The 26,394-nt window shown below is 44.5% G+C and carries 7 protein-coding genes, 6 tRNA genes, 6 rRNA genes and 1 riboswitch; of the genes, 15 read left to right on the top strand and 4 right to left on the bottom strand.

Translation table 11 applies throughout. The features are described from left to right. Nucleotides 1-190 precede the first annotated feature (190 nt). The 13 genes from L3V77_RS15680 to metA all read left to right on the top strand — a co-directional run bounded on the left by L3V77_RS15680 (nt 191) and on the right by metA (nt 13,015). Nucleotides 191-1,743, top strand: a 16S ribosomal RNA gene (locus L3V77_RS15680). 160 nt (nt 1,744-1,903) lie between these two features. Next, nucleotides 1,904-1,979, top strand: a tRNA-Glu gene (locus L3V77_RS15675). Nucleotides 1,980-2,068: 89 nt separating this feature from the next. Then, nucleotides 2,069-2,144 (top strand) — tRNA-Lys (locus L3V77_RS15670). A 32-nt stretch (nt 2,145-2,176) separates the two neighbouring features. Beyond that, nucleotides 2,177-2,252 (top strand) — tRNA-Ala (locus L3V77_RS15665). Nucleotides 2,253-2,304: 52 nt separating this feature from the next. Beyond that, nucleotides 2,305-2,380: transfer RNA gene (locus L3V77_RS15660), tRNA-Val, on the top strand. 386 nt (nt 2,381-2,766) lie between these two features. After that, nucleotides 2,767-5,659 (top strand): 23S ribosomal RNA (locus L3V77_RS15655). A gap of 122 nt (nt 5,660-5,781) precedes the next feature. After that, nucleotides 5,782-5,897 (top strand): 5S ribosomal RNA (rrf, locus tag L3V77_RS15650). Between the two features lie 548 nt (nt 5,898-6,445). Continuing rightward, nucleotides 6,446-7,998 (top strand): 16S ribosomal RNA (locus tag L3V77_RS15645). 86 nt (nt 7,999-8,084) lie between these two features. Beyond that, a tRNA-Ala gene (locus tag L3V77_RS15640) sits at nt 8,085-8,160 on the top strand. A 392-nt stretch (nt 8,161-8,552) separates the two neighbouring features. Then, a 23S ribosomal RNA gene (locus tag L3V77_RS15635) occupies nt 8,553-11,445 on the top strand. A gap of 122 nt (nt 11,446-11,567) precedes the next feature. Continuing rightward, nucleotides 11,568-11,683, top strand: a 5S ribosomal RNA gene (rrf, locus tag L3V77_RS15630). Together the 16S, 23S and 5S rRNA genes with 6 tRNA genes alongside form the textbook arrangement of a ribosomal RNA operon. Before the next feature lie 94 nt (nt 11,684-11,777). Continuing rightward, nucleotides 11,778-11,854: transfer RNA gene (locus L3V77_RS15625), tRNA-Asp, on the top strand. Nucleotides 11,855-12,070: 216 nt separating this feature from the next. Continuing rightward, the gene (gene metA / locus L3V77_RS15620; RefSeq protein WP_275134963.1) at nt 12,071-13,015 is read left to right on the top strand and encodes a homoserine O-succinyltransferase; all 945 of its coding nucleotides are present in this window, start codon (nt 12,071-12,073) and stop codon (nt 13,013-13,015) included. Nucleotides 13,016-13,187: 172 nt separating this feature from the next. Here the strand turns inward: metA and L3V77_RS15615 are convergent, their stop codons facing one another. Continuing rightward, nucleotides 13,188-14,507 (bottom strand): sodium:proton antiporter, encoded by a 1,320-nt coding sequence (locus L3V77_RS15615; protein WP_275134962.1) that lies wholly within the window; start codon nt 14,505-14,507, stop codon nt 13,188-13,190. Nucleotides 14,508-14,700: 193 nt separating this feature from the next. On the opposite strand from L3V77_RS15615, the gene metH reads away from it, so the two are divergent. Then, the gene (metH, locus tag L3V77_RS15610) at nt 14,701-18,381 is read left to right on the top strand and encodes a methionine synthase (RefSeq protein ID WP_275134961.1); all 3,681 of its coding nucleotides are present in this window, start codon (nt 14,701-14,703) and stop codon (nt 18,379-18,381) included. A gap of 110 nt (nt 18,382-18,491) precedes the next feature. On the opposite strand, the gene lysC is transcribed toward metH, so the two are convergent. Then, the gene (gene lysC / locus L3V77_RS15605) at nt 18,492-19,793 is read right to left on the bottom strand and encodes a lysine-sensitive aspartokinase 3 (protein WP_275136795.1); all 1,302 of its coding nucleotides are present in this window, start codon (nt 19,791-19,793) and stop codon (nt 18,492-18,494) included. Nucleotides 19,794-19,950: 157 nt separating this feature from the next. Then, nucleotides 19,951-20,128: riboswitch (Lysine riboswitch) on the bottom strand. A 221-nt stretch (nt 20,129-20,349) separates the two neighbouring features. Here lysC and L3V77_RS15600 point away from each other — a divergent pair. Then, on the top strand, nt 20,350-21,471 hold the full coding sequence (locus tag L3V77_RS15600) for an alanine--glyoxylate aminotransferase family protein (RefSeq protein ID WP_275134960.1): 1,122 nt from the start codon (nt 20,350-20,352) through the stop codon (nt 21,469-21,471). Nucleotides 21,472-21,499: 28 nt separating this feature from the next. Here the strand turns inward: L3V77_RS15600 and L3V77_RS15595 are convergent, their stop codons facing one another. Together L3V77_RS15595 and uvrA are read right to left on the bottom strand one after the other, a co-directional pair. Further along, nucleotides 21,500-23,332 carry a Wzy polymerase domain-containing protein gene (locus L3V77_RS15595; protein WP_275134959.1) on the bottom strand — a complete coding sequence of 611 codons (1,833 nt, stop codon included), beginning with the start codon at nt 23,330-23,332 and terminating at the stop codon, nt 21,500-21,502. A 124-nt stretch (nt 23,333-23,456) separates the two neighbouring features. Further along, nucleotides 23,457-26,291 (bottom strand): excinuclease ABC subunit UvrA, encoded by a 2,835-nt coding sequence (uvrA, locus tag L3V77_RS15590; protein ID WP_275134958.1) that lies wholly within the window; start codon nt 26,289-26,291, stop codon nt 23,457-23,459. Nucleotides 26,292-26,394 lie beyond the last annotated feature (103 nt).

Below are 26,394 nucleotides of genomic sequence, written 5' to 3'. Positions count from 1 at the left end.
AGTGACCTAATTTGATGCTTACTTTGTTTTTACTTTTTTAAAAGTGAAAGCGAATTAACGTCGAACACAGTTATTTAAATATCACTCTGTTGGAGTGATAGAACTTTAAAGAACACTTTACTATTTAACCTTTGGTTATCTAAAGTAAAAGGCAATTTAAAGTCAGTATTCATTGAGCCAAAAAGAACTTAAATTGAAGAGTTTGATCATGGCTCAGATTGAACGCTGGCGGCAGGCTTAACACATGCAAGTCGAGCGGAAACGAAATTAACAATCCTTCGGGAGCGTTAATAGGCGTCGAGCGGCGGACGGGTGAGTAATGCTTAGGAATTTGCCCAGTTGAGGGGGATAACTATTGGAAACGATAGCTAATACCGCATACGCCCTACGGGGGAAAGGAGGGGACCTTCGGGCCTTCCGCGATTGGATAAGCCTAAGTGAGATTAGCTAGTTGGTGGGGTAATGGCTCACCAAGGCGACGATCTCTAGCTGGTCTGAGAGGATGATCAGCCACACTGGAACTGAGACACGGTCCAGACTCCTACGGGAGGCAGCAGTGGGGAATATTGCACAATGGGCGAAAGCCTGATGCAGCCATGCCGCGTGTATGAAGAAGGCCTTCGGGTTGTAAAGTACTTTCAGTAGTGAGGAAGACAGTAAGTTTAATACGCTTATTGTTTGACGTTAGCTACAGAAGAAGCACCGGCTAACTCCGTGCCAGCAGCCGCGGTAATACGGAGGGTGCGAGCGTTAATCGGAATTACTGGGCGTAAAGCGCATGCAGGTGGTTTGTTAAGTCAGATGTGAAAGCCCGGGGCTCAACCCCGGAAGGTCATTTGAAACTGGCAAACTAGAGTACTGTAGAGGGGGGTAGAATTTCAGGTGTAGCGGTGAAATGCGTAGAGATCTGAAGGAATACCAGTGGCGAAGGCGGCCCCCTGGACAGATACTGACACTCAGATGCGAAAGCGTGGGGAGCAAACAGGATTAGATACCCTGGTAGTCCACGCCGTAAACGATGTCTACTTGAAGGTTGTGGCCTTGAGCCGTGGCTTTCGGAGCTAACGCGTTAAGTAGACCGCCTGGGGAGTACGGTCGCAAGATTAAAACTCAAATGAATTGACGGGGGCCCGCACAAGCGGTGGAGCATGTGGTTTAATTCGATGCAACGCGAAGAACCTTACCTACTCTTGACATCCAGAGAAGCCAGTGGAGACACAGGCGTGCCTTCGGGAGCTCTGAGACAGGTGCTGCATGGCTGTCGTCAGCTCGTGTTGTGAAATGTTGGGTTAAGTCCCGCAACGAGCGCAACCCTTATCCTTAATTGCCAGCGAGTTATGTCGGGAACTTTGGGGAGACTGCCGGTGATAAACCGGAGGAAGGTGGGGACGACGTCAAGTCATCATGGCCCTTACGAGTAGGGCTACACACGTGCTACAATGGCGCATACAGAGGGCAGCCAGCTAGCAATAGTGAGCGAATCCCAAAAAGTGCGTCGTAGTCCGGATTGGAGTCTGCAACTCGACTCCATGAAGTCGGAATCGCTAGTAATCGTAGATCAGAATGCTACGGTGAATACGTTCCCGGGCCTTGTACACACCGCCCGTCACACCATGGGAGTGGGCTGCAAAAGAAGTAGGTAGTTTAACCTTCGGGGGGACGCTTACCACTTTGTGGTTCATGACTGGGGTGAAGTCGTAACAAGGTAGCCCTAGGGGAACCTGGGGCTGGATCACCTCCTTAAACGATGATTGCGCATGATGAGTGTCCACACAGATTGAAATAGGTTTAGAAAAGCAAAGAGATTTTTTGTTTTCACTTTTGTATAAAAAGTGGAGATGAAATTGTACCTGCTTAATTGCAAGTACAATTATAAAAGTGCCCAACACTTTTATACACCTGTGTCCCGTTCGTCTAGAGGCCTAGGACACCGCCCTTTCACGGCGGTAACAGGGGTTCGACTCCCCTACGGGATACCATTTTCTCCTTATGATCCGTTAAGTTGTCTGCTGTTTATTGTATATAAACTGCCTTATAACTTGCGTTACCTAAGAAAGAAAACAAGACTGGGTCGTTAGCTCAGCTGGTAGAGCAGTTGACTTTTAATCAATTGGTCGCAGGTTCGAATCCTGCACGACCCACCATTCTTTCCCATGAAAGAATTAAAACTCAAGATGGGGTTATAGCTCAGCTGGGAGAGCGCCTGCCTTGCACGCAGGAGGTCTGCGGTTCGATCCCGCATAGCTCCACCATTCTTGAAAAGAAACACACAGTTTTGTTTTATATTATAAAACAGAAAACTGTGGGCGATTAGCTCAGTTGGGAGAGCACCTCCCTTACAAGGAGGGGGTCACTGGTTCGAGCCCAGTATCGCCCACCATCTTTAAGTATATTCTTTGAGTGTATTTAAAAATGGTTTTCACTTATTACGATAAGTATAAAATCTTTGCTCTTTAACAATTTGGAAAGCTGACTGATAAATAATTGATTATTATTTATCAAAATAAAAGTTCTCAAATCCTATTGGATCCTTTTTTTAAAAGGAAACTCTAGGATCTTGTTGTCACTTCAGTGATAACAAACCAACACACATTCAAGTGTTCTTGGAAACAGCTAACTTCGGTTAGATGTTTAATATTTGAGTCCGGCAAAATCGAAAATGTTGTCTCGCTCATTCAAATAATGAGGCAACGATAGAAACCTTGGTTGCTAATACAATAACAATTCGTTGTTATCTCGCGTAAGCGAAACCCTTTGGGGTTGTATGGTTAAGTGACTAAGCGTACACGGTGGATGCCTTGGCAGTCAGAGGCGATGAAGGACGTATTAACTTGCGATAAGCGTAGATAAGGCAGTAAAAGCCACTTGAGTCTACGATTTCCGAATGGGGAAACCCACTAGCAAAAGCTAGTATTATTAACTGAATACATAGGTTAATAAGGCAAACCCGGGGAACTGAAACATCTAAGTACCCGGAGGAGTAGAAATCAACCGAGATTCCGAAAGTAGCGGCGAGCGAAATTGGATTAGCCCTTAAGCTTTTAATGATGCAGGTGAAGATTCTGGAAAGTATCGCGATACAAGGTGATAGCCCTGTAACCGACACATCATTTTAAGTGAAAACGAGTAAGGCGGGACACGTGATATCCTGTTTGAATATGGGGGGACCATCCTCCAAGGCTAAATACTACTGACTGACCGATAGTGAACCAGTACCGTGAGGGAAAGGCGAAAAGAACCCCTGTGAGGGGAGTGAAATAGAACCTGAAACCGTGTACGTACAAGCAGTAGGAGCAGGCATTGCGTCCTGTGACTGCGTACCTTTTGTATAATGGGTCAGCGACTTATATTTAGTAGCAAGGTTAACCGTATAGGGGAGCCGTAGGGAAACCGAGTCTTAACTGGGCGTCGAGTTGCTAGGTATAGACCCGAAACCAGGTGATCTAGCCATGGGCAGGTTGAAGGTTGAGTAACATCAACTGGAGGACCGAACCGACTAATGTTGAAAAATTAGCGGATGACTTGTGGCTAGGGGTGAAAGGCCAATCAAACCTGGAGATAGCTGGTTCTCCCCGAAAGCTATTTAGGTAGCGCCTCGGACGAATACTACTGGGGGTAGAGCACTGTTAAGGCTAGGGGGTCATCCCGACTTACCAACCCTTTGCAAACTCCGAATACCAGTAAGTACTATCCGGGAGACACACGGCGGGTGCTAACGTCCGTCGTGGAGAGGGAAACAACCCAGACCGCCAGCTAAGGTCCCAAAGTATAGCTAAGTGGGAAACGATGTGGGAAGGCTCAGACAGCCAGGATGTTGGCTTAGAAGCAGCCATCATTTAAAGAAAGCGTAATAGCTCACTGGTCGAGTCGGCCTGCGCGGAAGATGTAACGGGGCTAAGCTATACACCGAAGCTGCGGCAATGTAATTTATTATGTTGGGTAGGGGAGCGTTCTGTAAGCCGTTGAAGGTGGACTGTAAGGTCTGCTGGAGGTATCAGAAGTGCGAATGCTGACATGAGTAACGATAATGGGAGTGAAAAACTCCCACGCCGGAAGACCAAGGGTTCCTGTCCAACGTTAATCGGGGCAGGGTAAGTCGACCCCTAAGGCGAGGCCGAAAGGCGTAGTCGATGGGAAACGGGTTAATATTCCCGTACTTCTTATAATTGCGATGGGGGGACGGAGAAGGCTAGGTGAGCCTGGCGATGGTAGTCCAGGTTCAAGGGTGTAGGCTAATTTCTTAGGTAAATCCGGGAAATTGTTAGGCTGAGACCCGATGTCGAGTCACTACGGTGATGAAGTCATTGATGCCATGCTTCCAGGAAAAGCCTCTAAGCTTCAGATTATAAGAAATCGTACCCCAAACCGACACAGGTGGTCGGGTAGAGAATACCAAGGCGCTTGAGAGAACTCGGGTGAAGGAACTAGGCAAAATGGTACCGTAACTTCGGGAGAAGGTACGCTCTTGACGGTGAAATCCCTTGCGGATGGAGCTATCGGGAGTCGCAGATACCAGGTGGCTGCAACTGTTTATTAAAAACACAGCACTGTGCAAAATCGTAAGATGACGTATACGGTGTGACGCCTGCCCGGTGCCGGAAGGTTAATTGATGGGGTTAGTCTTCGGACGAAGCTCTTGATCGAAGCCCCGGTAAACGGCGGCCGTAACTATAACGGTCCTAAGGTAGCGAAATTCCTTGTCGGGTAAGTTCCGACCTGCACGAATGGCGTAATGATGGCCACGCTGTCTCCACCCGAGACTCAGTGAAATTGAAATCGCTGTGAAGATGCAGTGTACCCGCGGCTAGACGGAAAGACCCCGTGAACCTTTACTACAGCTTGGCACTGAACATTGACCCTACATGTGTAGGATAGGTGGGAGACTTTGAAACTTCGTCGCTAGATGGAGTGGAGTCGACCTTGAAATACCACCCTTGTATGCTTGATGTTCTAACGTCGGCCCCTTATCGGGGTTGCGGACAGTGCCTGGTGGGTAGTTTGACTGGGGCGGTCTCCTCCCAAAGAGTAACGGAGGAGCACGAAGGTGGGCTAAACACGGTTGGACATCGTGTGGTTAGTGCAATGGCATAAGCCCGCTTGACTGCGAGAATGACAATTCGAGCAGGTGCGAAAGCAGGTCATAGTGATCCGGTGGTTCTGAATGGAAGGGCCATCGCTCAACGGATAAAAGGTACTCCGGGGATAACAGGCTGATACCGCCCAAGAGTTCATATCGACGGCGGTGTTTGGCACCTCGATGTCGGCTCATCACATCCTGGGGCTGAAGTCGGTCCCAAGGGTATGGCTGTTCGCCATTTAAAGTGGTACGCGAGCTGGGTTTAGAACGTCGTGAGACAGTTCGGTCCCTATCTGCCGTGGGCGTTGGAAGATTGAAAGGGGCTGCTCCTAGTACGAGAGGACCGGAGTGGACGAACCACTGGTGTTCGGGTTGTCATGCCAATGGCATTGCCCGGTAGCTAAGTTCGGAATCGATAAGCGCTGAAAGCATCTAAGCGCGAAGCGAGCCTTGAGATGAGTCTTCCCTGGCACTTTACGTGTCCTAAAGGGTTGTTCGAGACTAGAACGTTGATAGGCAGGGTGTGTAAGCGTTGTGAGGCGTTGAGCTAACCTGTACTAATTGCCCGTGAGGCTTAACCATACAACACCCAAGGGGTTTTGTGGACTCAATGTAAGAACATTGAATGTGTGAAAACTTTTATTTAAGTCAGTAATCCAGATTATTAGAGTTTTCTATCGTGATAGGAAGCTTGACCAAATTTGCTTGGCGACCATAGCGTTGTGGACCCACCTGAACCCATGCCGAACTCAGAAGTGAAACGCAACAGCGCCGATGGTAGTGTGGGGTCTCCCCATGTGAGAGTAGGACATCGCCAGGTTTTAACATCGTTTTTATCTTTTTTAGGAAAGATAAAACAGCACTAGATAAAGCGCACAAGTAAGACTTTATGTAGGATGACTATGATTGCCCGTATTACATACGGGCATTTATTTCGCTCAAAGTTGAGTGAAGTCAATATACCGTTTTTAATGAATAGATTGAAAATTGTATCTTGACTTTACAGTCAGGACGCGTAGAATACGCATCCCTAACTGATTGAAACTGATAAAGATTCGATAGTTAGAACGCTCTTTAACAATTTAAACCTATATCAATCTGTGTGGGCACTCGTTGATGACAATCGAAGATGATTCTCTGCTTTAGGGCACGAAATCAACAACGGTTTCAATGAACTGAGTGACCTAATTTGATGCTTATTTTGTTTTTACTTTTTTAAAAGTGAAAGCGAATTAACGTTGAACACAGTTATTTAAATATCACTCTGTTGGAGTGATAGAACTTTAAAGAACACTTTACTATTTAATCTTTGGTTATCTAAAGTAAAAGGCAATTTAAAGTCAGTATTCATTGAGCCAAAAAGAACTTAAATTGAAGAGTTTGATCATGGCTCAGATTGAACGCTGGCGGCAGGCTTAACACATGCAAGTCGAGCGGAAACGAAATTAACAATCCTTCGGGAGCGTTAATAGGCGTCGAGCGGCGGACGGGTGAGTAATGCTTAGGAATTTGCCCAGTTGAGGGGGATAACTATTGGAAACGATAGCTAATACCGCATACGCCCTACGGGGGAAAGGAGGGGACCTTCGGGCCTTCCGCGATTGGATAAGCCTAAGTGAGATTAGCTAGTTGGTGGGGTAATGGCTCACCAAGGCGACGATCTCTAGCTGGTCTGAGAGGATGATCAGCCACACTGGAACTGAGACACGGTCCAGACTCCTACGGGAGGCAGCAGTGGGGAATATTGCACAATGGGCGAAAGCCTGATGCAGCCATGCCGCGTGTATGAAGAAGGCCTTCGGGTTGTAAAGTACTTTCAGTAGTGAGGAAGACAGTAAGTTTAATACGCTTATTGTTTGACGTTAGCTACAGAAGAAGCACCGGCTAACTCCGTGCCAGCAGCCGCGGTAATACGGAGGGTGCGAGCGTTAATCGGAATTACTGGGCGTAAAGCGCATGCAGGTGGTTTGTTAAGTCAGATGTGAAAGCCCGGGGCTCAACCCCGGAAGGTCATTTGAAACTGGCAAACTAGAGTACTGTAGAGGGGGGTAGAATTTCAGGTGTAGCGGTGAAATGCGTAGAGATCTGAAGGAATACCAGTGGCGAAGGCGGCCCCCTGGACAGATACTGACACTCAGATGCGAAAGCGTGGGGAGCAAACAGGATTAGATACCCTGGTAGTCCACGCCGTAAACGATGTCTACTTGAAGGTTGTGGCCTTGAGCCGTGGCTTTCGGAGCTAACGCGTTAAGTAGACCGCCTGGGGAGTACGGTCGCAAGATTAAAACTCAAATGAATTGACGGGGGCCCGCACAAGCGGTGGAGCATGTGGTTTAATTCGATGCAACGCGAAGAACCTTACCTACTCTTGACATCCAGAGAAGCCAGTGGAGACACAGGCGTGCCTTCGGGAGCTCTGAGACAGGTGCTGCATGGCTGTCGTCAGCTCGTGTTGTGAAATGTTGGGTTAAGTCCCGCAACGAGCGCAACCCTTATCCTTAATTGCCAGCGAGTTATGTCGGGAACTTTGGGGAGACTGCCGGTGATAAACCGGAGGAAGGTGGGGACGACGTCAAGTCATCATGGCCCTTACGAGTAGGGCTACACACGTGCTACAATGGCGCATACAGAGGGCAGCCAGCTAGCAATAGTGAGCGAATCCCAAAAAGTGCGTCGTAGTCCGGATTGGAGTCTGCAACTCGACTCCATGAAGTCGGAATCGCTAGTAATCGTAGATCAGAATGCTACGGTGAATACGTTCCCGGGCCTTGTACACACCGCCCGTCACACCATGGGAGTGGGCTGCAAAAGAAGTAGGTAGTTTAACCTTCGGGGGGACGCTTACCACTTTGTGGTTCATGACTGGGGTGAAGTCGTAACAAGGTAGCCCTAGGGGAACCTGGGGCTGGATCACCTCCTTAAACGATGATTGCGCATGATGAGTGTCCACACAGATTGAAATAGGTTTAGAAGTTAAAAGAGAAAGGAATTGTACTTCCTAGTAAATGGGGCTATAGCTCAGCTGGGAGAGCGCTTCGCTGGCAGCGAAGAGGTCTGCGGTTCGATCCCGCATAGCTCCACCATTTTTAAGTGTTTTTATCTCAACGGAGATGAGAGTATTTAAAAATGGTTTTTTTCTTTAAGTAGAATGAAATCTCGCTCTTTAACAATTTGGAAAGCTGACTGATAAATAATTGATTATTATTTATCAAAATAAAAGTTCTCAAATCCTATTGGATCCTTTTTTAAAAGGAAACTCTAGGATCTTGTTGTCACTTCGGTGATAACAAACCAACACACATTCAAGTGTTCTTGGAAACACCTAACTTCGGTTAGATGTTTAATATTTGAGTCCGGCAAAATCGAAAATGTTGTCTCGCTCATTCAAATAATGAGGCAACGATAGAAACCTTGGTTGCTAATACAATAACAATTCGTTGTTATTTCGCGTAAGCGAAACCCTTTGGGGTTGTATGGTTAAGTGACTAAGCGTACACGGTGGATGCCTTGGCAGTCAGAGGCGATGAAGGACGTATTAACTTGCGATAAGCGTAGATAAGGCAGTAAAAGCCACTTGAGTCTACGATTTCCGAATGGGGAAACCCACTAGCAAAAGCTAGTATTATTAACTGAATACATAGGTTAATAAGGCAAACCCGGGGAACTGAAACATCTAAGTACCCGGAGGAGTAGAAATCAACCGAGATTCCGAAAGTAGCGGCGAGCGAAATTGGATTAGCCCTTAAGCTTTTAATGATGCAGGTGAAGATTCTGGAAAGTATCGCGATACAAGGTGATAGCCCTGTAACCGACACATCATTTTAAGTGAAAACGAGTAAGGCGGGACACGTGATATCCTGTTTGAATATGGGGGGACCATCCTCCAAGGCTAAATACTACTGACTGACCGATAGTGAACCAGTACCGTGAGGGAAAGGCGAAAAGAACCCCTGTGAGGGGAGTGAAATAGAACCTGAAACCGTGTACGTACAAGCAGTAGGAGCAGGCATTGCGTCCTGTGACTGCGTACCTTTTGTATAATGGGTCAGCGACTTATATTTAGTAGCAAGGTTAACCGTATAGGGGAGCCGTAGGGAAACCGAGTCTTAACTGGGCGTCGAGTTGCTAGGTATAGACCCGAAACCAGGTGATCTAGCCATGGGCAGGTTGAAGGTTGAGTAACATCAACTGGAGGACCGAACCGACTAATGTTGAAAAATTAGCGGATGACTTGTGGCTAGGGGTGAAAGGCCAATCAAACCTGGAGATAGCTGGTTCTCCCCGAAAGCTATTTAGGTAGCGCCTCGGACGAATACTACTGGGGGTAGAGCACTGTTAAGGCTAGGGGGTCATCCCGACTTACCAACCCTTTGCAAACTCCGAATACCAGTAAGTACTATCCGGGAGACACACGGCGGGTGCTAACGTCCGTCGTGGAGAGGGAAACAACCCAGACCGCCAGCTAAGGTCCCAAAGTATAGCTAAGTGGGAAACGATGTGGGAAGGCTCAGACAGCCAGGATGTTGGCTTAGAAGCAGCCATCATTTAAAGAAAGCGTAATAGCTCACTGGTCGAGTCGGCCTGCGCGGAAGATGTAACGGGGCTAAGCTATACACCGAAGCTGCGGCAATGTAATTTATTATGTTGGGTAGGGGAGCGTTCTGTAAGCCGTTGAAGGTGGACTGTAAGGTCTGCTGGAGGTATCAGAAGTGCGAATGCTGACATGAGTAACGATAATGGGAGTGAAAAACTCCCACGCCGGAAGACCAAGGGTTCCTGTCCAACGTTAATCGGGGCAGGGTAAGTCGACCCCTAAGGCGAGGCCGAAAGGCGTAGTCGATGGGAAACGGGTTAATATTCCCGTACTTCTTATAATTGCGATGGGGGGACGGAGAAGGCTAGGTGAGCCTGGCGATGGTAGTCCAGGTTCAAGGGTGTAGGCTAATTTCTTAGGTAAATCCGGGAAATTGTTAGGCTGAGACCCGATGTCGAGTCACTACGGTGATGAAGTCATTGATGCCATGCTTCCAGGAAAAGCCTCTAAGCTTCAGATTATAAGAAATCGTACCCCAAACCGACACAGGTGGTCGGGTAGAGAATACCAAGGCGCTTGAGAGAACTCGGGTGAAGGAACTAGGCAAAATGGTACCGTAACTTCGGGAGAAGGTACGCTCTTGACGGTGAAATCCCTTGCGGATGGAGCTATCGGGAGTCGCAGATACCAGGTGGCTGCAACTGTTTATTAAAAACACAGCACTGTGCAAAATCGTAAGATGACGTATACGGTGTGACGCCTGCCCGGTGCCGGAAGGTTAATTGATGGGGTTAGTCTTCGGACGAAGCTCTTGATCGAAGCCCCGGTAAACGGCGGCCGTAACTATAACGGTCCTAAGGTAGCGAAATTCCTTGTCGGGTAAGTTCCGACCTGCACGAATGGCGTAATGATGGCCACGCTGTCTCCACCCGAGACTCAGTGAAATTGAAATCGCTGTGAAGATGCAGTGTACCCGCGGCTAGACGGAAAGACCCCGTGAACCTTTACTACAGCTTGGCACTGAACATTGACCCTACATGTGTAGGATAGGTGGGAGACTTTGAAACTTCGTCGCTAGATGGAGTGGAGTCGACCTTGAAATACCACCCTTGTATGCTTGATGTTCTAACGTCGGCCCCTTATCGGGGTTGCGGACAGTGCCTGGTGGGTAGTTTGACTGGGGCGGTCTCCTCCCAAAGAGTAACGGAGGAGCACGAAGGTGGGCTAAACACGGTTGGACATCGTGTGGTTAGTGCAATGGCATAAGCCCGCTTGACTGCGAGAATGACAATTCGAGCAGGTGCGAAAGCAGGTCATAGTGATCCGGTGGTTCTGAATGGAAGGGCCATCGCTCAACGGATAAAAGGTACTCCGGGGATAACAGGCTGATACCGCCCAAGAGTTCATATCGACGGCGGTGTTTGGCACCTCGATGTCGGCTCATCACATCCTGGGGCTGAAGTCGGTCCCAAGGGTATGGCTGTTCGCCATTTAAAGTGGTACGCGAGCTGGGTTTAGAACGTCGTGAGACAGTTCGGTCCCTATCTGCCGTGGGCGTTGGAAGATTGAAAGGGGCTGCTCCTAGTACGAGAGGACCGGAGTGGACGAACCACTGGTGTTCGGGTTGTCATGCCAATGGCATTGCCCGGTAGCTAAGTTCGGAATCGATAAGCGCTGAAAGCATCTAAGCGCGAAGCGAGCCTTGAGATGAGTCTTCCCTGGCACTTTACGTGTCCTAAAGGGTTGTTCGAGACTAGAACGTTGATAGGCAGGGTGTGTAAGCGTTGTGAGGCGTTGAGCTAACCTGTACTAATTGCCCGTGAGGCTTAACCATACAACACCCAAGGGGTTTTGTGGACTCAATGTAAGAACATTGAATGTGTGTGAACTTTTATTTAAGTCAGTAATCCAGATTATTAGAGTTTTCTATCGTGATAGGAAGCTTGACCAAATTTGCTTGGCGACCATAGCGTTGTGGACCCACCTGAACCCATGCCGAACTCAGAAGTGAAACGCAACAGCGCCGATGGTAGTGTGGGGTCTCCCCATGTGAGAGTAGGACATCGCCAGGTTTTAACATCGTTTTTATCTTTTTTAGGAAAGATAAAGGCAAAAACTAGTTAAAGCATTGTTTATGAGACTTTAATTAGCGTAAGAATACCATGTGGAGTGGTAGTTCAGTTGGTTAGAATACCGGCCTGTCACGCCGGGGGTCGCGGGTTCGAGTCCCGTCCACTCCGCCAGTTCTTACAAGAAAAGTTCAGAAGCCTCAGCAGAAATGCTGGGGCTTTTTTGCGTTTATAGAAGAAAAGAATACCCTGTGGAGTAGGAGTGGCCGTTCCGTTGGCTCGCTTTTTTACAAGAATAAAACAAGAGGCAGAAACAATTCTTTCTCGACAAATATTATATTTTGAATTAGGCTAGCTATATAGACGTCTAGATAGCTTAAGGATAAAGCCTTGCCGATACGGATCCCAGATAAACTGCCAGCTTCAGATGTATTAAAGAAAGAAAATATCTTCGTAATGCCGATGTCTCGCGCCTCAACACAAGAGATCAGACCGTTAAAAGTACTTATTCTCAATTTAATGCCAAAAAAAATAGAAACAGAAACACAATTTTTAAGGCTTCTTTCGAATAGCCCATTACAGATCGATGTTGAACTACTGCGTATTGATGACCGACCGAGTAAAAATACACCTACAGAGCATCTGGATGATTTTTATCGCCAGTTCAATACTGTGAAAGAAAAAAATTATGATGGTTTGATCATAACGGGTGCTCCATTAGGTTTAGTCCAGTTTGAAGATGTTATTTATTGGGACCATCTAGAAACGATTATGCAGTGGGGACGTAAACACGTAACATCGACTCTTTTTGTTTGTTGGGCTGCCCAAGCTGGTTTGAAGTTACTTTATGAATTGCCTAAGAAAACGCGTAAGGAAAAACTTTCTGGTGTGTACTTTCATAAGATACAACAAAAGTATCATCCACTTTTAAGAGGCTTCGATGATAGCTTCTTGGCACCACATTCACGCTATGCAGATTTTTCCGCCCAGTACTTAGAAGAAAACACCGATCTAGATATACTTGCTGTTTCGGACCTAGCAGGGGTTTACTTGGCGGCGACAAAAGATAAACGTAATGTCTTCGTAACGGGCCACCCAGAGTATGAGTCCCACACATTACATAATGAATATGTACGTGATTTAGGTGAAGGTATGGAACCAACGGTCCCTCTTAATTACTACCCTAAAGATAATCCGGATAATGACCCCATAGCGAGTTGGCGTAGTCACGGTCATCTATTGTTCTCTAACTGGTTAAACTACTGCGTTTATCAACAAACACCATATGATTTGGAACATTTCTCGGAGGAAAATTTCACGAAGGATGACGAGTAATCGTGGTGTTTGTTCCTAGCGAACCATAAAAGGTTATTAAATTTAATTATCCTCATGGTATGGGAATTTAAGACTTAACATATTCTCGTGCTCAGGGGAATGACGATAGATTATGGGTGGTGTTTTGTAGGTAATAAACGCTACCCATTATCATCAAATTAGTCGAAACGACTTAGTGCTTTTCCTCTGAAGGCAACGATTCAGTTTCAACTGATTCTTTTCTTTCCCAAGCTTTTGCGCGATTAATGAGTGGCGTTATAGTCGACCCTTGGATTAAGATCGAAAATACAACTACCGAGTAGGTCATTACGAGCAGTATTTCTCGCACATCAATGTTTTTTTCAGGAATAACCATTATCCCGGCAGGGATCGCCATGGCCATGGCAAGCGCAAGTCCGCCTCGCAATCCACCCCATGTAAGAATCCTTACTGACCATGGGTTGTACAATCTGAATCGATTAAATACTTGGTACGAAAGAAAGACACTGATATAGCGAGCTGCTAATACCAATGGTATTGAGATGAGCATGATAATCCAATCTTCGGAATGAAACTCAAAGGTAAGCATAGACAAGCCGATAAGTAGGAAAAGCAATCCATTGAGGAACTCGTCGATCAGTTCCCAAAAGTGATCTAGGTGTTGCTCACTCTCTTTCGAAAACCCTGTGTAACGAGTCCAGTTACCAATCATAATACCTGAAACTACCATTGCTAAAGGTCCCGATACCTCGATTACTTGAGAGAATACATAACCGGCTGTAGGTATGCCTAAGGTCAAAAGTAGCTCCATCGAATGATCATCTGTTGAGCTTATAAGATAATGAAATAGCAGTCCTAATGCCGCGCCATAGACGATTCCCCCAACAGCTTCATGTAAGAATAACAATGTTACGGAACCGACAGTAGGTGTTTCAGTGCCAAAAGCGATAGTAAAAAGAGTAACAAAGATGACTAAACCGAAGCCATCATTAAATAGGGACTCGCCTTCGATTTGTGTTGATATACGTTTAGGCGCATCGAGCTTCTTCACGATAGCAAGTACGGCTATGGGGTCAGTAGGAGAAATTAAGGCGCCAAATAAAAGACAGTAGACCAAAGCAAATGATATGCCTAAGACCCAGTTTACTATCGCAAATAATATGGCACCGATTAAGAAGGTTGAGACGAGAGTCGCGCCCAAGGCAAGTAGGGTTATCTCCCATTTTTGATCTTTCATATTGGTTAGGTTTATACCTAACCCGCCAGCAAAAAGCAGGAACCCCAACACGCCTTTTAAGAGAAAATCTTCAAAATTAATCGAGTCTATTGTATTTGCCGCGACTTCATTAAGTGAAAACCAACCATTTTGGCCTGCTACAATCATAATCAGAGAAAGAACGAGAGCACCTGCAGTAATAGCTATGGTGGTTTGAAGCTTACCAACTTTGGAATTGACGAAGGCTATCGCCATTGCGGCGGCGGCTAAAAAACAGAGGGTGTTGTATACGTACATCAAATTTTCCAAAAGTTTTATTCTATGACACCATTTTCGGTTGAAAAGCGAACTTTATCAATACGAATAATAAAAAATTACCGTACGCACAATGGGTGATATAAATTCTAATTATAAAACCGTCTAGACGTCTAGATTTCTCCCTGTTGTGTGATAGGATGGATACAAAGTTAAAAAGGATTGAGGCTTAAACGTGTCTGGAAGTAGTGTAAAAGAAATAATAGAGAATCAGCTAAAGAAGCGAATTTTGTTAATCGATGGTGGCATGGGCACCATGATTCAAGGATATAAACTTGAAGAAGAGGATTATCGTGGAAAGCGATTCGCTAGTTGGCACTCAGATTTAAAAGGAAATAATGACCTTCTAGTCTTGAGTCAGCCCGATTTGATTAAAGAAATCCATTCCGCTTATCTAGAGGCGGGTGCAGATATTCTAGAAACGAACACGTTTAATGCAACTACTATCGCAATGGCTGACTATGATATGGAAGGTCTGAGTGAAGAGATTAATTACCAAGCAGCACAACTAGCTAGAGCAGTTGCGGATGAGTGGACGGCAAAAACACCGGATAAGCCTCGCTTTGTTGCTGGGGTATTAGGCCCGACTAACCGTACGTGTTCAATTTCTCCTGACGTGAATGATCCAGGCTTTCGTAATGTCAGTTTCGATGAACTTGTAGAAGCGTACTCAGAATCGACGAAAGCTCTTATACGAGGCGGTTCAGATCTTATACTAATCGAAACTATATTTGATACGCTTAATGCAAAGGCGTGTGCGTTTGCTGTCGATACAGTATTTGAAGAATTGAATATCACGTTACCAGTAATGATCTCCGGAACAATTACTGATGCGTCTGGTCGTACACTTTCAGGTCAAACTACGGAAGCATTTTATAACGCGCTTCGTCATGTAAATCCTATCTCATTTGGTCTGAATTGCGCCTTAGGACCCGACGAACTTAGGCAGTATGTCGTAGAGATGTCTAGAATTTCTGAAACCTATGTTTCTGTTCACCCTAATGCGGGATTACCTAATGCGTTTGGTGAATATGACCTTTCGCCAGAGGATATGGCGGAGCATATTATCGAGTGGGCTGAAAGCGGCTACGTAAACATAGTTGGAGGCTGTTGTGGAACGACCCCTGAACACATTCGGCTGATGGCATTAGCGGTGGAAGGGGTTGAACCTCGACCATTGCCAGATATCCCCAAGGCTTGTCGTCTTTCTGGCTTAGAACCAGTAACCATTGATAGAGGCACTCTGTTTGTCAATGTGGGTGAACGAACGAACGTAACAGGTTCCGCTCGTTTCAAGCGCCTTATCAAAGATGAGCTTTACGATGAAGCCTTAGAGGTTGCGCGTCAACAAGTTGAGAGTGGTGCGCAGGTCATCGATATCAATATGGATGAGGGGATGCTTGATTCTGAAGCGTGTATGGTGCGTTTTCTTAATCTTTGCGCGACGGAACCAGAAATATCTAAAGTTCCTATCATGGTGGATTCGTCAAAATGGGAAGTAATAGAGGCCGGCCTGAAGTGTATTCAGGGAAAAGGTATCGTTAACTCTATTTCCCTGAAAGAAGGAAAAGAAAAATTCATCCACCAAGCTAAGCTTATCCGCCGTTACGGCGCTGCTGTTATTGTCATGGCTTTTGATGAAATTGGACAGGCTGATACACGTGATCGTAAGTTACAAATCTGTACTGAGGCATACCGTGTTCTCGTTGATGAAGTCGGTTTTCCACCGGAAGACATTATTTTCGACCCAAATATATTTGCAGTTGCGACGGGTATCGATGAACATAATAATTATGCATTAGACTTTATTAATGCGGTAGCGGATATCAAGCGCGATCTTCCATACGCAATGATATCTGGTGGTGTTTCTAACGTATCCTTTTCTTTTAGAGGCAACAATTATGTGCGTGAAGCAATACACGCCGTATTTCTGTATCACTGTTTTAAAAATGGTATGGATATGGGTATTGTTAATGCTGGGCAATTGGAAATATATGACAACGTACCGGAAAAACTGCGTAATGCAGTTGAAGATGTCATTCTAAATAGAACGGATAAGGGAACAGAAAACCTTCTCGACATTGCGAACGAGTATCGTGGTAATGCCGTGGGTAAAGAAGAAGATTCATCTACTCAAGAATGGCGAAGTTGGCCTGTAGAGAAAAGGTTAGAGCATTCACTCGTTAAAGGCATTACAGAATTTATCGTCGAAGATACAGAAGAAGCAAGAGTTAATGCTTCTAAGCCACTACACGTCATTGAAGGCCCTTTGATGGATGGCATGAATGTAGTCGGTGATTTGTTTGGCGAGGGAAAGATGTTTTTACCTCAAGTGGTTAAATCTGCGCGGGTAATGAAGCAAGCGGTCGCGCATTTAGAGCCCTTTATTAATGCTTCGAAAGAAGAGAGTCGTGCAAATGGAAAAATCCTGCTTGCGACAGTCAAAGGTGATGTACACGATATAGGCAAGAATATTGTCGGTGTCGTTTTACAGTGTAATAACTACGAGATAATTGACCTTGGTGTGATGGTTTCTTGCGAAAAAATTCTCAAGGTGGCGAAGGAAGAGAAGGTCGATATCATTGGTTTGTCAGGTTTGATTACACCTTCGTTAGATGAGATGGTGCATGTAGCCAAAGAGATGGAACGACAGGGTTTCGATCTTCCACTATTAATCGGTGGCGCGACGACATCGAAAGCCCATACCGCTGTCAAGATTGAACAGAATTATAGCCATCCAGTTGTTTACGTAAATAATGCTTCGCGTGCTGTTGGTGTTTGTTCATCGTTACTTTCAGATGAATTGCGTCCAGCGTTTGTTGAAAAAGTCGAACAAGACTATGTCAAAGTTCGAGATCAGCATAATCGTAAAAAACCACGCACAAAGCCTGTTTCATTACAAAGAGCACGAGATAATAAAGTCGCGATTGACTGGCAGAATTATACCCCCCCAGAACCGGCAAAATTAGGTGTACACGTTTTTGAAAATTTCGATGTGGCGAGCTTAAGACGCTATATAGATTGGACCCCGTTCTTTATGACTTGGACGCTTATGGGTAAGTACCCTAAGATTTTTGAACATGAAGAAGTCGGTGAAGAAGCGAAAAGATTATTTGACGATGCGAATGAATGGCTGGACAAAATAGAACGTGAAGGCCTACTTAAAGCAAGTGGTATTTGTGCTTTACTTCCTGCCGCAAGCATTGGTGATGATATCGAAGTGTATACTGATGAATCACGTACGCAAGTTGCAAAAGTACTTCACAATTTACGTCAGCAGACAGAAAAGCCTAAAGGCTTTAACTATTGTTTGAGTGATTATATTGCCCCCAAATCGAGTGGTAAAAAGGATTGGATTGGAGGTTTTGCGGTTACAGGTGGTATTGGTGAGCGCGAACTGGCCGATAAGTTTAAAGCTGAAGGTGATGATTACAATGCAATCATGGTTCAGGCTGTAGCAGATCGATTAGCAGAAGCTTTTGCAGAATGTTTACATGAAAAAGTGCGTAGAGAAATTTGGGGTTACTCTCCCGAGGAGATGTTATCCAACGAAGATCTTGTTAGAGAGAAATACCAAGGTATTAGGCCTGCACCTGGTTACCCAGCTTGTCCTGAGCATACAGAGAAAGGTGCTTTATGGGAGCTTCTTAATGTTGAAGAATCGATTGGTATGTCTTTGACATCTAGTTTTGCAATGTGGCCTGGAGCCTCAGTCTCGGGTTGGTATTTTTCACACCCTGATTCGCGATTTTTTGCTGTGGCTCAGATACAACAAGATCAGGTTGAGGATTATGCAGAGCGTAAAGGTTGGAATATTCTTGATGCGGAGAAGTGGTTAGGCCCTAACATCAGCTAGTAGTGGAAGCTATTGCTAAACATGACAGACTTTGACGACACGATAGAAGACAAAGAAGGATGAATAAAAAGGCTTGGTTAAAGATACCAAGCCTTTTTATTCGAAGACCATTACTCACGTAGCTCGAATAATTCTCTATGTAGATCCTGAACGGCCCGACGGGAATCAACAGAACGTACTAAGAAGCACAAATTGTGCGGACTCGCACCATAGCAAATCATGCGTAGATTGAAGTCTTCTAATGTACTGAATACTTTTTTTGCGTAACCTTTGCATTCACTCATATTGTTGCCAATAAGCGCGACCAAACAGAGATTTTGCTCTACTTCTACAGTACAAAGTTCTTCAAGCTCTTTTTGGGCGTCAATGGGTAGTTCTGGCGCGCCACCGGATGTGTTCGTTTGATCAAGAGTAAGCGATACACTTACTTCTGATGTAGTGATTAGATCAACGGAAATCTTATACTTCGCTAGAATTTTAAACACGTCGGCTAAGAAACCATACGCTTGAAACATATTCGGACTACGCAGCGTTACCATGGTTTGGTTTCCGCGTAATGCTAATGCTCTAAACAGCGGTGAACTTCCTACTTTTTGTCTGATCCAAGTCCCTCCTTTTTCTGGCTCTTTAGATGAACCTACGAACACGGGAATACCATGGCGCAATGCGGGAACTAGTGTCGATGGGTGTAGTATTTTGGCTCCGAAGTTGGCCATTTCGGAGGCTTCACTGAAACTGATTTCAGGGATGGGTGCTGCCTTCGCTACTATGCGTGGATCTGTCGTGTAAATACCAGGAACATCGGTCCAAATCTCAAGGCCAGAAGCTTCAACCGATTCTGCGATTAATGCTGCACTATAATCACTGCCGCCACGGCCAAATGTCGTAGTATTACCATCTATATCAGCGCCAATAAAGCCTTGTGTAACGACAACATTATCGCGGCATAAAGGGATGAGTTTTTCTTGTGCTAGTTTGGCAACCGAATCTAGTTCTGGTTCTGCTTTTCCGTAGGCGCTGTTGGTTCTCATCATATCGCGAATGTTAAAACGTACCGCACTTAAGCCGCGCTCTCTTAGTATTTGAGTGAGCAAGTGGGTTGACATCCGTTCGCCATAAGCAACCATGTGATCTGTGAGTTTATCGCTACTTTGGAATGATGCCGCTTCAGCAGCCGATGCCACGCTCTTTAATAAAGAGGCAACTGATTGTTCTGTTTCTAAAGGGTCGGCGAGTTTATCAATGATGGCATAATGGATATCTTCAAGTTGTTCAATGACAACACGACGACGTTGTTCGTCTTGAACACCATTAGCCAACTCAACCAACAAGTTTGTCACACCAGAGCAAGCACTAATGACGATAAGTTTTGTGTTTGGGTTGTTCTCGATTATTTCAGCACAACGGCTCATGGCTTCAAAGTTGGCGACGCTTGTGCCACCAAATTTTGCTACATTGAATGCGCTCACGGCATTTCTCCCTGTATGTATTCAAATTAACAGTATTTCTATTTTTGTTATATTGAAGAGAGATTACTAGAGCAGAGGAAAAGCATTAGATATGGATGCGGACCTCAGAAGCTCTTCACCAAACAAGGTTGGTGACAATTGGTAGGATTCAGCCTACTCAACCGATAATTATTCACACTCAATGAAATATCATCTCGGCACTGCTCCCCCTGATTGCTTTGTCTCGGAGTTAAGGCTCCACAAAACACTTGCCTGGGCAATGCTCCTCTTCTGCTATAAAGCGAATTATCTAAATCAAGTTCAAACAAATCCAGACCTATTCATTGAACGATGTTGACGTCTAAATGTCAATTGCTAAAACTAATATTTGCCCAGTATTTATACAATGTACAAACGGTCCTTGAACAAGTGGTTTGACCTCTATACTAGAGTCGAATTGTTGGATGGTGAATTATGAGTTAGTCTTTAATACCCTACGCGTCTTATAAAAGGAATAATTATGACGATACAGAGCTTTATACCTCCTCATAGAACATTAATGGGCCCCGGTCCTTCAGATATATCACCGCAAGTTTTGCAAGCGTTGAGTCGTCCAACGATAGGGCATCTTGACCCATTATTTATCAATATGATGGACGAACTAAAACAGCTTCTTAAATACGCCTTCCAAACAGAGAACACGTTTACTATTGCGGTATCTGCACCCGGTAGTGCTGGTATGGAGGCTTGTTTTGTCAACCTAGTAGAAGCTGGCGATAAAGTGGTTGTGTGCCGAAATGGTGTGTTTGGTGAAAGGATGCGTGAAAATGTCATCCGCTGCGGTGGTGAAGCTGTCGTGGTTGATAATGAATGGGGCGAACCTGTTGACGTTAGAAAAGTAAGAGATGCCCTTGACGCTAACTCTGATGCAAAAATTTTAGCCTTCGTACATGCTGAAACCTCTACAGGTGCTCTCAGTGACGCACAAGCTTTGGCTTCTTTAGCACAAGAGAGAGGGGTCTTGACCATTGTTGACGCGGTGACTTCGCTTGGAGGCGTGCCGTTGAAAGTAGACGAATGGGGATTAGATGCCGTGTATTCCGGTAGTCAGAAATGTTTGTCCTGTGTGCCTGGTCTATCTCCTTTGACTTTTTCTGCAGCGGCTATTCAGCGCATTCAAAATAGACAGTCACCTGTGCAAAGTTGGTTTTTAGATCAAAGTTTAGTATTGGGTTACTGGAATGGTGAAGGTAAACGTAGCTATCATCACACGGCACCGGTGAATAGCCTTTATGCTCTGCATGAAGCCTTGTTGTTACTAAAAAATGAAGGGTTGGAGAATGCATGGAAACGGCATCAGATCATGTATGAAAAATTAAAGACTGGTTTAGAGTTGATGGGGATTCAATTTGTAGTAGATGAAGATTATCGACTGCCACAACTCAATGCCGTCTATATACCTGAAGGGGTAGACGATGGTGCCGTTAGAGCAACGCTACTTAATGACTATAACTTAGAAATAGGTGCTGGTTTAGGAGCATTAGCTGGAAAGACATGGCGTATAGGGTTGATGGGGTACGCCTCGAGAAATGAAAACGTGGCTCTATGTCTAAAAGCGTTGGACGAGACTTTAAATCAATAAGTTCGTAAGTAGGGTGGTTTGTACCACTCTACTTTTTAGTCGCTCCCTCTTCTTTTCTAGTATCAGACTCAATCGAATTACTCTCTTCTTCAATCACATTATTTTCAGCATTTTGGTTGTACTCTTCATCTACAGCAATGGGTTCTATGTCTATGGTTGAAAAGTCATGATTTGGAAATAAGAAGCTGGCTTCTGAACGTATTTGATTTGCTTTGCTTATTTCACCTAAACCTAAATAAGCCATGATCAGATTGCTGTAATATAATTCTTGTGGTTTTTGTCTAATGGCTTGTAAAGCCCAGACTATGTACTGTTTGATGGCAAGCGCATCGCCGGTTAATAACCCTTGCTTAAGAGAGGCACTGTATAGATTCCACTCGTAGCGCAATTGCTGTGATATGGGATAGACAGTCTGTGTCAGAATTCTTGAGTCTTTTGGAAAAGAGTGTTCAAACCTGAACAATGTCATATTGGTTTGTAATGCCATCAACATATAAGCAGATGTGACCGTTGGAACAACAAAGCTAGTGCTTCTTATCAGAACCTTAGTAATCTTAGAAATAGAGTGGATTTTGTATTTTGAGGTTCTTTGATCGATCCAATATAAAAGTATGATGAAAACTAACCAATGAATAGCCGAATGATAAAAAGGTGCGCCCATCTGGCTATGCAGCACGATAGGTATAAATAGGCTAAATATGGCTAATCGAGTTCCTCTACGTGCAGAGTATATTTTGAACAGCACCATTATCATCGCAAGGAAAATACCTACAATTGGAATCAGTCCTCCTTCGATTCCCCAATAAAGAGTTTCATTTAATGGATGCTCGACAGATGAATATCCTACCGGATAATCCGAATTTAATTGATGTTGTCTTGCAGAATACAAAATATATTCGGGTTCAAATCGACCATATCCGTATCCAGTAAAAGGTTTCTCTATGAGCATATCTATCGCTTGTGGAAATAACGTAGATCTTTCTATTTGTTGTTTTTGAAAGGACTGCGCGTCAACGCTATTGGCGGAAATAAGCATCAAACCAAACCCTATTCCGGCCACTGACGATGATATCCAACCGCTGAATCTTTGTGGTGTTGAGAAGCGATACAGATAGGTTGCAATAATAACAAAACCGAATGCCGTACCTATCCATTCTAATTCACGTGCAAGAATGATAATTAAGGGGGCAGTGATCAGTGGTACTAAGTAAAGAAACAGTGTTCGACTTACTTTTTGACCATACTTTCTTTGTTGTCTCGCAAGCAAATACCCAGAGATAACGAGACCAGTAGATATGAAACTAACCATGACACTGGGGTCTTGGAAAATACCAAAGGGCATTTTAGTGAATGTGTTGGAACCAAGTAGTTCCTTCGGTAATAAATTGAAAAACTGAACATAGCCAAGTATTACTTCGATTATGGCGGCGATGACAATAAACCAAAGTAAACGTTGTTTATGGAGATTACTGAGATTAAATTGCTGCAATACGACGAAAAATAACCATCCAGACCAAAGACTAGCGAGCCGAGGTAGTGTGAGGAGCCAGAGATTAGCTATTGGATAAAAAATAGGTAACGTTAGTATGAGACAACAGATCAATAGGACAATGGTTAACTTGGTGTAGCGAATCCGCTTTGTGCTAGCAATATGGTAGAAGCCAATGGCAATGATTAATCCAAGGCAAGCCCAAATGAGGGTATTGAATGGGAGAGCTAACCCTATGCCATCTAAATTTGGGATATAAATGTGCATGGCGATGATAAATACAAAGCCAATTGCGAACATAAATGTGCGGTTAAGCGGCGCCTTAGCTTTCTGAGGAGCGAGTCTTGTCCCACTAAGGTGAATGATAGCCATTATTGGATCCCTAAATAAAAAGCGAGCTTCGCTCGCTTTTCTACTGTACCTTTTTTTTTAAAGACTACCTAGAGTCTATTGTTTTTAACGCGGGTGATGTTTAAAATCACATATTTGTTCTGGACTATTTTTTAGATTTTAGCATGGGTTTCAAAAACCGTGCTGTATGAGACCCTTTAACCTTAGCGACGTCTTCTGGTGTTCCTTCAGCTATAATTTCGCCACCACCATTACCACCTTCAGGCCCGAGATCAATTACCCAATCAGCCGTTTTGACTACATCTAAATTATGCTCAATAACCACAACGGTATTACCGTGGTCTCTTAACCTATGTAGTACAGTTAATAGTTGTTGAATATCGTGGAAATGAAGGCCTGTTGTCGGTTCATCCAAGATGTATAGTGTTTGGCCTGTATCGCGTTTAGATAGTTCTTTTGCAAGTTTTACTCGTTGTGCTTCGCCACCAGAAAGCGTTGTAGCGGCTTGACCTAGTCGTATATAAGATAGACCAACATCCATCAATGTTTGTAGTTTTCGTGCAATCACTGGCACCGGGGAAAAATATTCTCTAGCATTTTCCACCGTCATTTGCAGCACTTCATCGATAGATTTCCCCTTGTATCTTACTTCCAAGGTTTCACGGTTGTAGCGTTTGCCTTTGCAAACATCACATGGCACATAAATATCAGGCAAGAAGTGCATTTCAACCTTAATAACACCATCACCTTGACAAGCCTCACACCGGCCACCACGGACGTTAAAACTGAATCGCCCTGGTTTATAACCTCGTGAACGAGATTCTTGTGTACCAGCGAATAGCTCTCGAATTGGAGTGAAAATACCAGTGTAAGTGGCTGGATTTGAACGGGGTGTTCGGCCTATTGGGCTTTGATCAATATCGATGACCTTGTCGAAGTGCTCTAGACCTTTTATTTTCTTATAAGGGGCCGGCACCGCGGTTGTTGCGCCGTTTAGCTGAGTTTGAGCAATTTTGTAGAAGGTGTCATTAATTAGAGTCGATTTTCCTGAACCCGATACACCAGTTATACAAGTAAATAACCCTACCGGTAGGGAAAAGGTTATATCTTTTAGATTATTTCCCGTTGCTCCAATCAACTCGACGGTTTTTTTTGTGTTTCTAGGCGTTCTTTTTTTCGGAATACTGATCTCTTTTACACCGCTTAAATATTGACCGGTGAGAGACTCAGGGCTATCAAGAATTTGTTGCATTGTTCCTTCTGCGACGACTCTACCACCGTGAATTCCAGCTCCAGGGCCGATGTCAATAACATGGTCGGCGGCGCGAATAGCTTCTTCATCATGCTCTACGACGAGTACTGTATTACCTAGATCCCGAAGATGGGTGAGTGTTTTTAGTAAGCGTTCATTATCACGCTGATGTAGGCCAATTGATGGTTCATCAAGTACATACATGACACCTACTAATCCCGCACCAATTTGGCTTGCGAGCCTAATCCTTTGGGCTTCACCACCGGAAAGCGTTTCAGCGCTTCGTGATAGATTAAGGTAGTTGAGGCCCACATTGACCAAAAATTGTAAACGGTCATTAATCTCTTTCATTACTTTTTCAGCTATTTGCGCTTTTTGCCCAGATAAAGAAAGGCTTTCAAAAAACGCTATTGCATCACCGATGCTCATTTCAACGATATCGGGTAATGGTGTATCCTCAAGAAAAACATTTCTGGCTTCAGTTCTCAAACGAGTGCCATCACAACTAGTACAAGACTTTGTAGAAATATATTTGGTTAAATCTTCTCTAACAGTATTGGATTCAGTTTCTCGATAACGTCTTTCTAATGTATTAAGGATCCCTTCAAATGGGTGTCGCTTAACGCGGATATCTCCACGATCATTGATATATTTGAATTCGACTTCTGTTTTTCCTGACCCCTTTAAAATAGTATCTTGAATTTTTTTAGATAAAGATTTAAATGGAGAAAATAGGTCAAAGTTGTAGTGATCGGCCAAGGATGTCAACATTTGAAAGTAATAATAATTTTTTTGATCCCAGCCTTTAATCGCACCTTCTGCAATACTTAGATTATCATCAAGGATGACTCTACTTGGATCAAAGTATTGTTGTACACCTAATCCATCACATGTTGCACAAGCCCCCGCCGGATTATTGAATGAGAATAATCTCGGTTCTAGTTCCTGCATGCTGTACCCACAATGTGGGCAGGCAAAGTTTGCAGAAAAAATAATGTCGTTTTTCTTTTGGTCATCCATCCAACACACCGCGGCAATACCACCAGACAGCTCTAATGAGGTTTCGAATGATTCTGCAAGTCTTTGATGGAGGTCATCTCTTACTTTAAATCTATCGACAACAACCTCTATAGTGTGTTTTTTATGGAGTTCTAATGTTGGTGGATCGGTTAGATCACAAGTTTCCCCATCAATGCGCGCGCGAATGAAACCTTGAGCCGCTAGATTTTCTAGCGTTTTGGTATGCTCACCTTTACGCTCTTTAACAATAGGCGCAAGTAGCATCATTTTAGAGCCTTCGGGAAGCTCCAAAACTTTATCAACCATTTGACTAACCGTTTGAGCTGTCAGTGGTGCTTTGTGTATGGGGCAGCGAGGCTCTCCGACGCGTGCGTAAAGTAGTCGGAGGTAATCGTATACTTCAGTAATAGTTCCAACGGTAGAACGAGGGTTATGTGAAGTGGATTTTTGTTCTATAGATATCGCAGGAGAAAGCCCTTCAATATGATCTACATCTGGCTTTTCCATTAAGGATAGAAATTGTCTAGCGTACGCGGACAATGATTCTACATATCGTCGCTGGCCTTCTGCGTAGAGGGTGTCAAATGCTAGTGATGATTTACCCGACCCTGACAAACCCGTAATAACGGTCAGTTTATCGCGGGGAATGGTTAAATTAATATTCTTTAGATTGTGGGTTCTAGCGCCTCGAATTTCTATCTTATCCATTTTTCTGCTCACTTTACTTGCTATCGCTCAAGTATCGCACAGTCAAATTTATCTGCAAGAAATACTGTATAAAAAAACAGTTGATATCCTACGCACAAAAAAT

The sequence above is a fragment of the Vibrio sp. DW001 genome (genome assembly GCF_029016285.1).
GTDB lineage: Bacteria > Pseudomonadota > Gammaproteobacteria > Enterobacterales > Vibrionaceae > Vibrio.
This window is presented reverse-complemented; position numbering and strand designations above follow the sequence as displayed.

Bases quoted from the DNA above. Each gene is read 5' to 3' on its own strand.
- L3V77_RS15595 (WP_275134959.1), bottom strand. From the start codon at position 23,332: ATGGCTATCATTCACCTTAGTGGGACAAGACTCGCTCCTCAGAAAGCT.
- uvrA (WP_275134958.1), bottom strand. From the start codon at position 26,291: ATGGATAAGATAGAAATTCGAGGCGCTAGAACCCACAATCTAAAGAAT.
- L3V77_RS15615 (WP_275134962.1), bottom strand. From the start codon at position 14,507: ATGTACGTATACAACACCCTCTGTTTTTTAGCCGCCGCCGCAATGGCG.
- L3V77_RS15600 (WP_275134960.1), top strand. From the start codon at position 20,350: ATGACGATACAGAGCTTTATACCTCCTCATAGAACATTAATGGGCCCC.
- lysC (WP_275136795.1), bottom strand. From the start codon at position 19,793: ATGAGCCGTTGTGCTGAAATAATCGAGAACAACCCAAACACAAAACTT.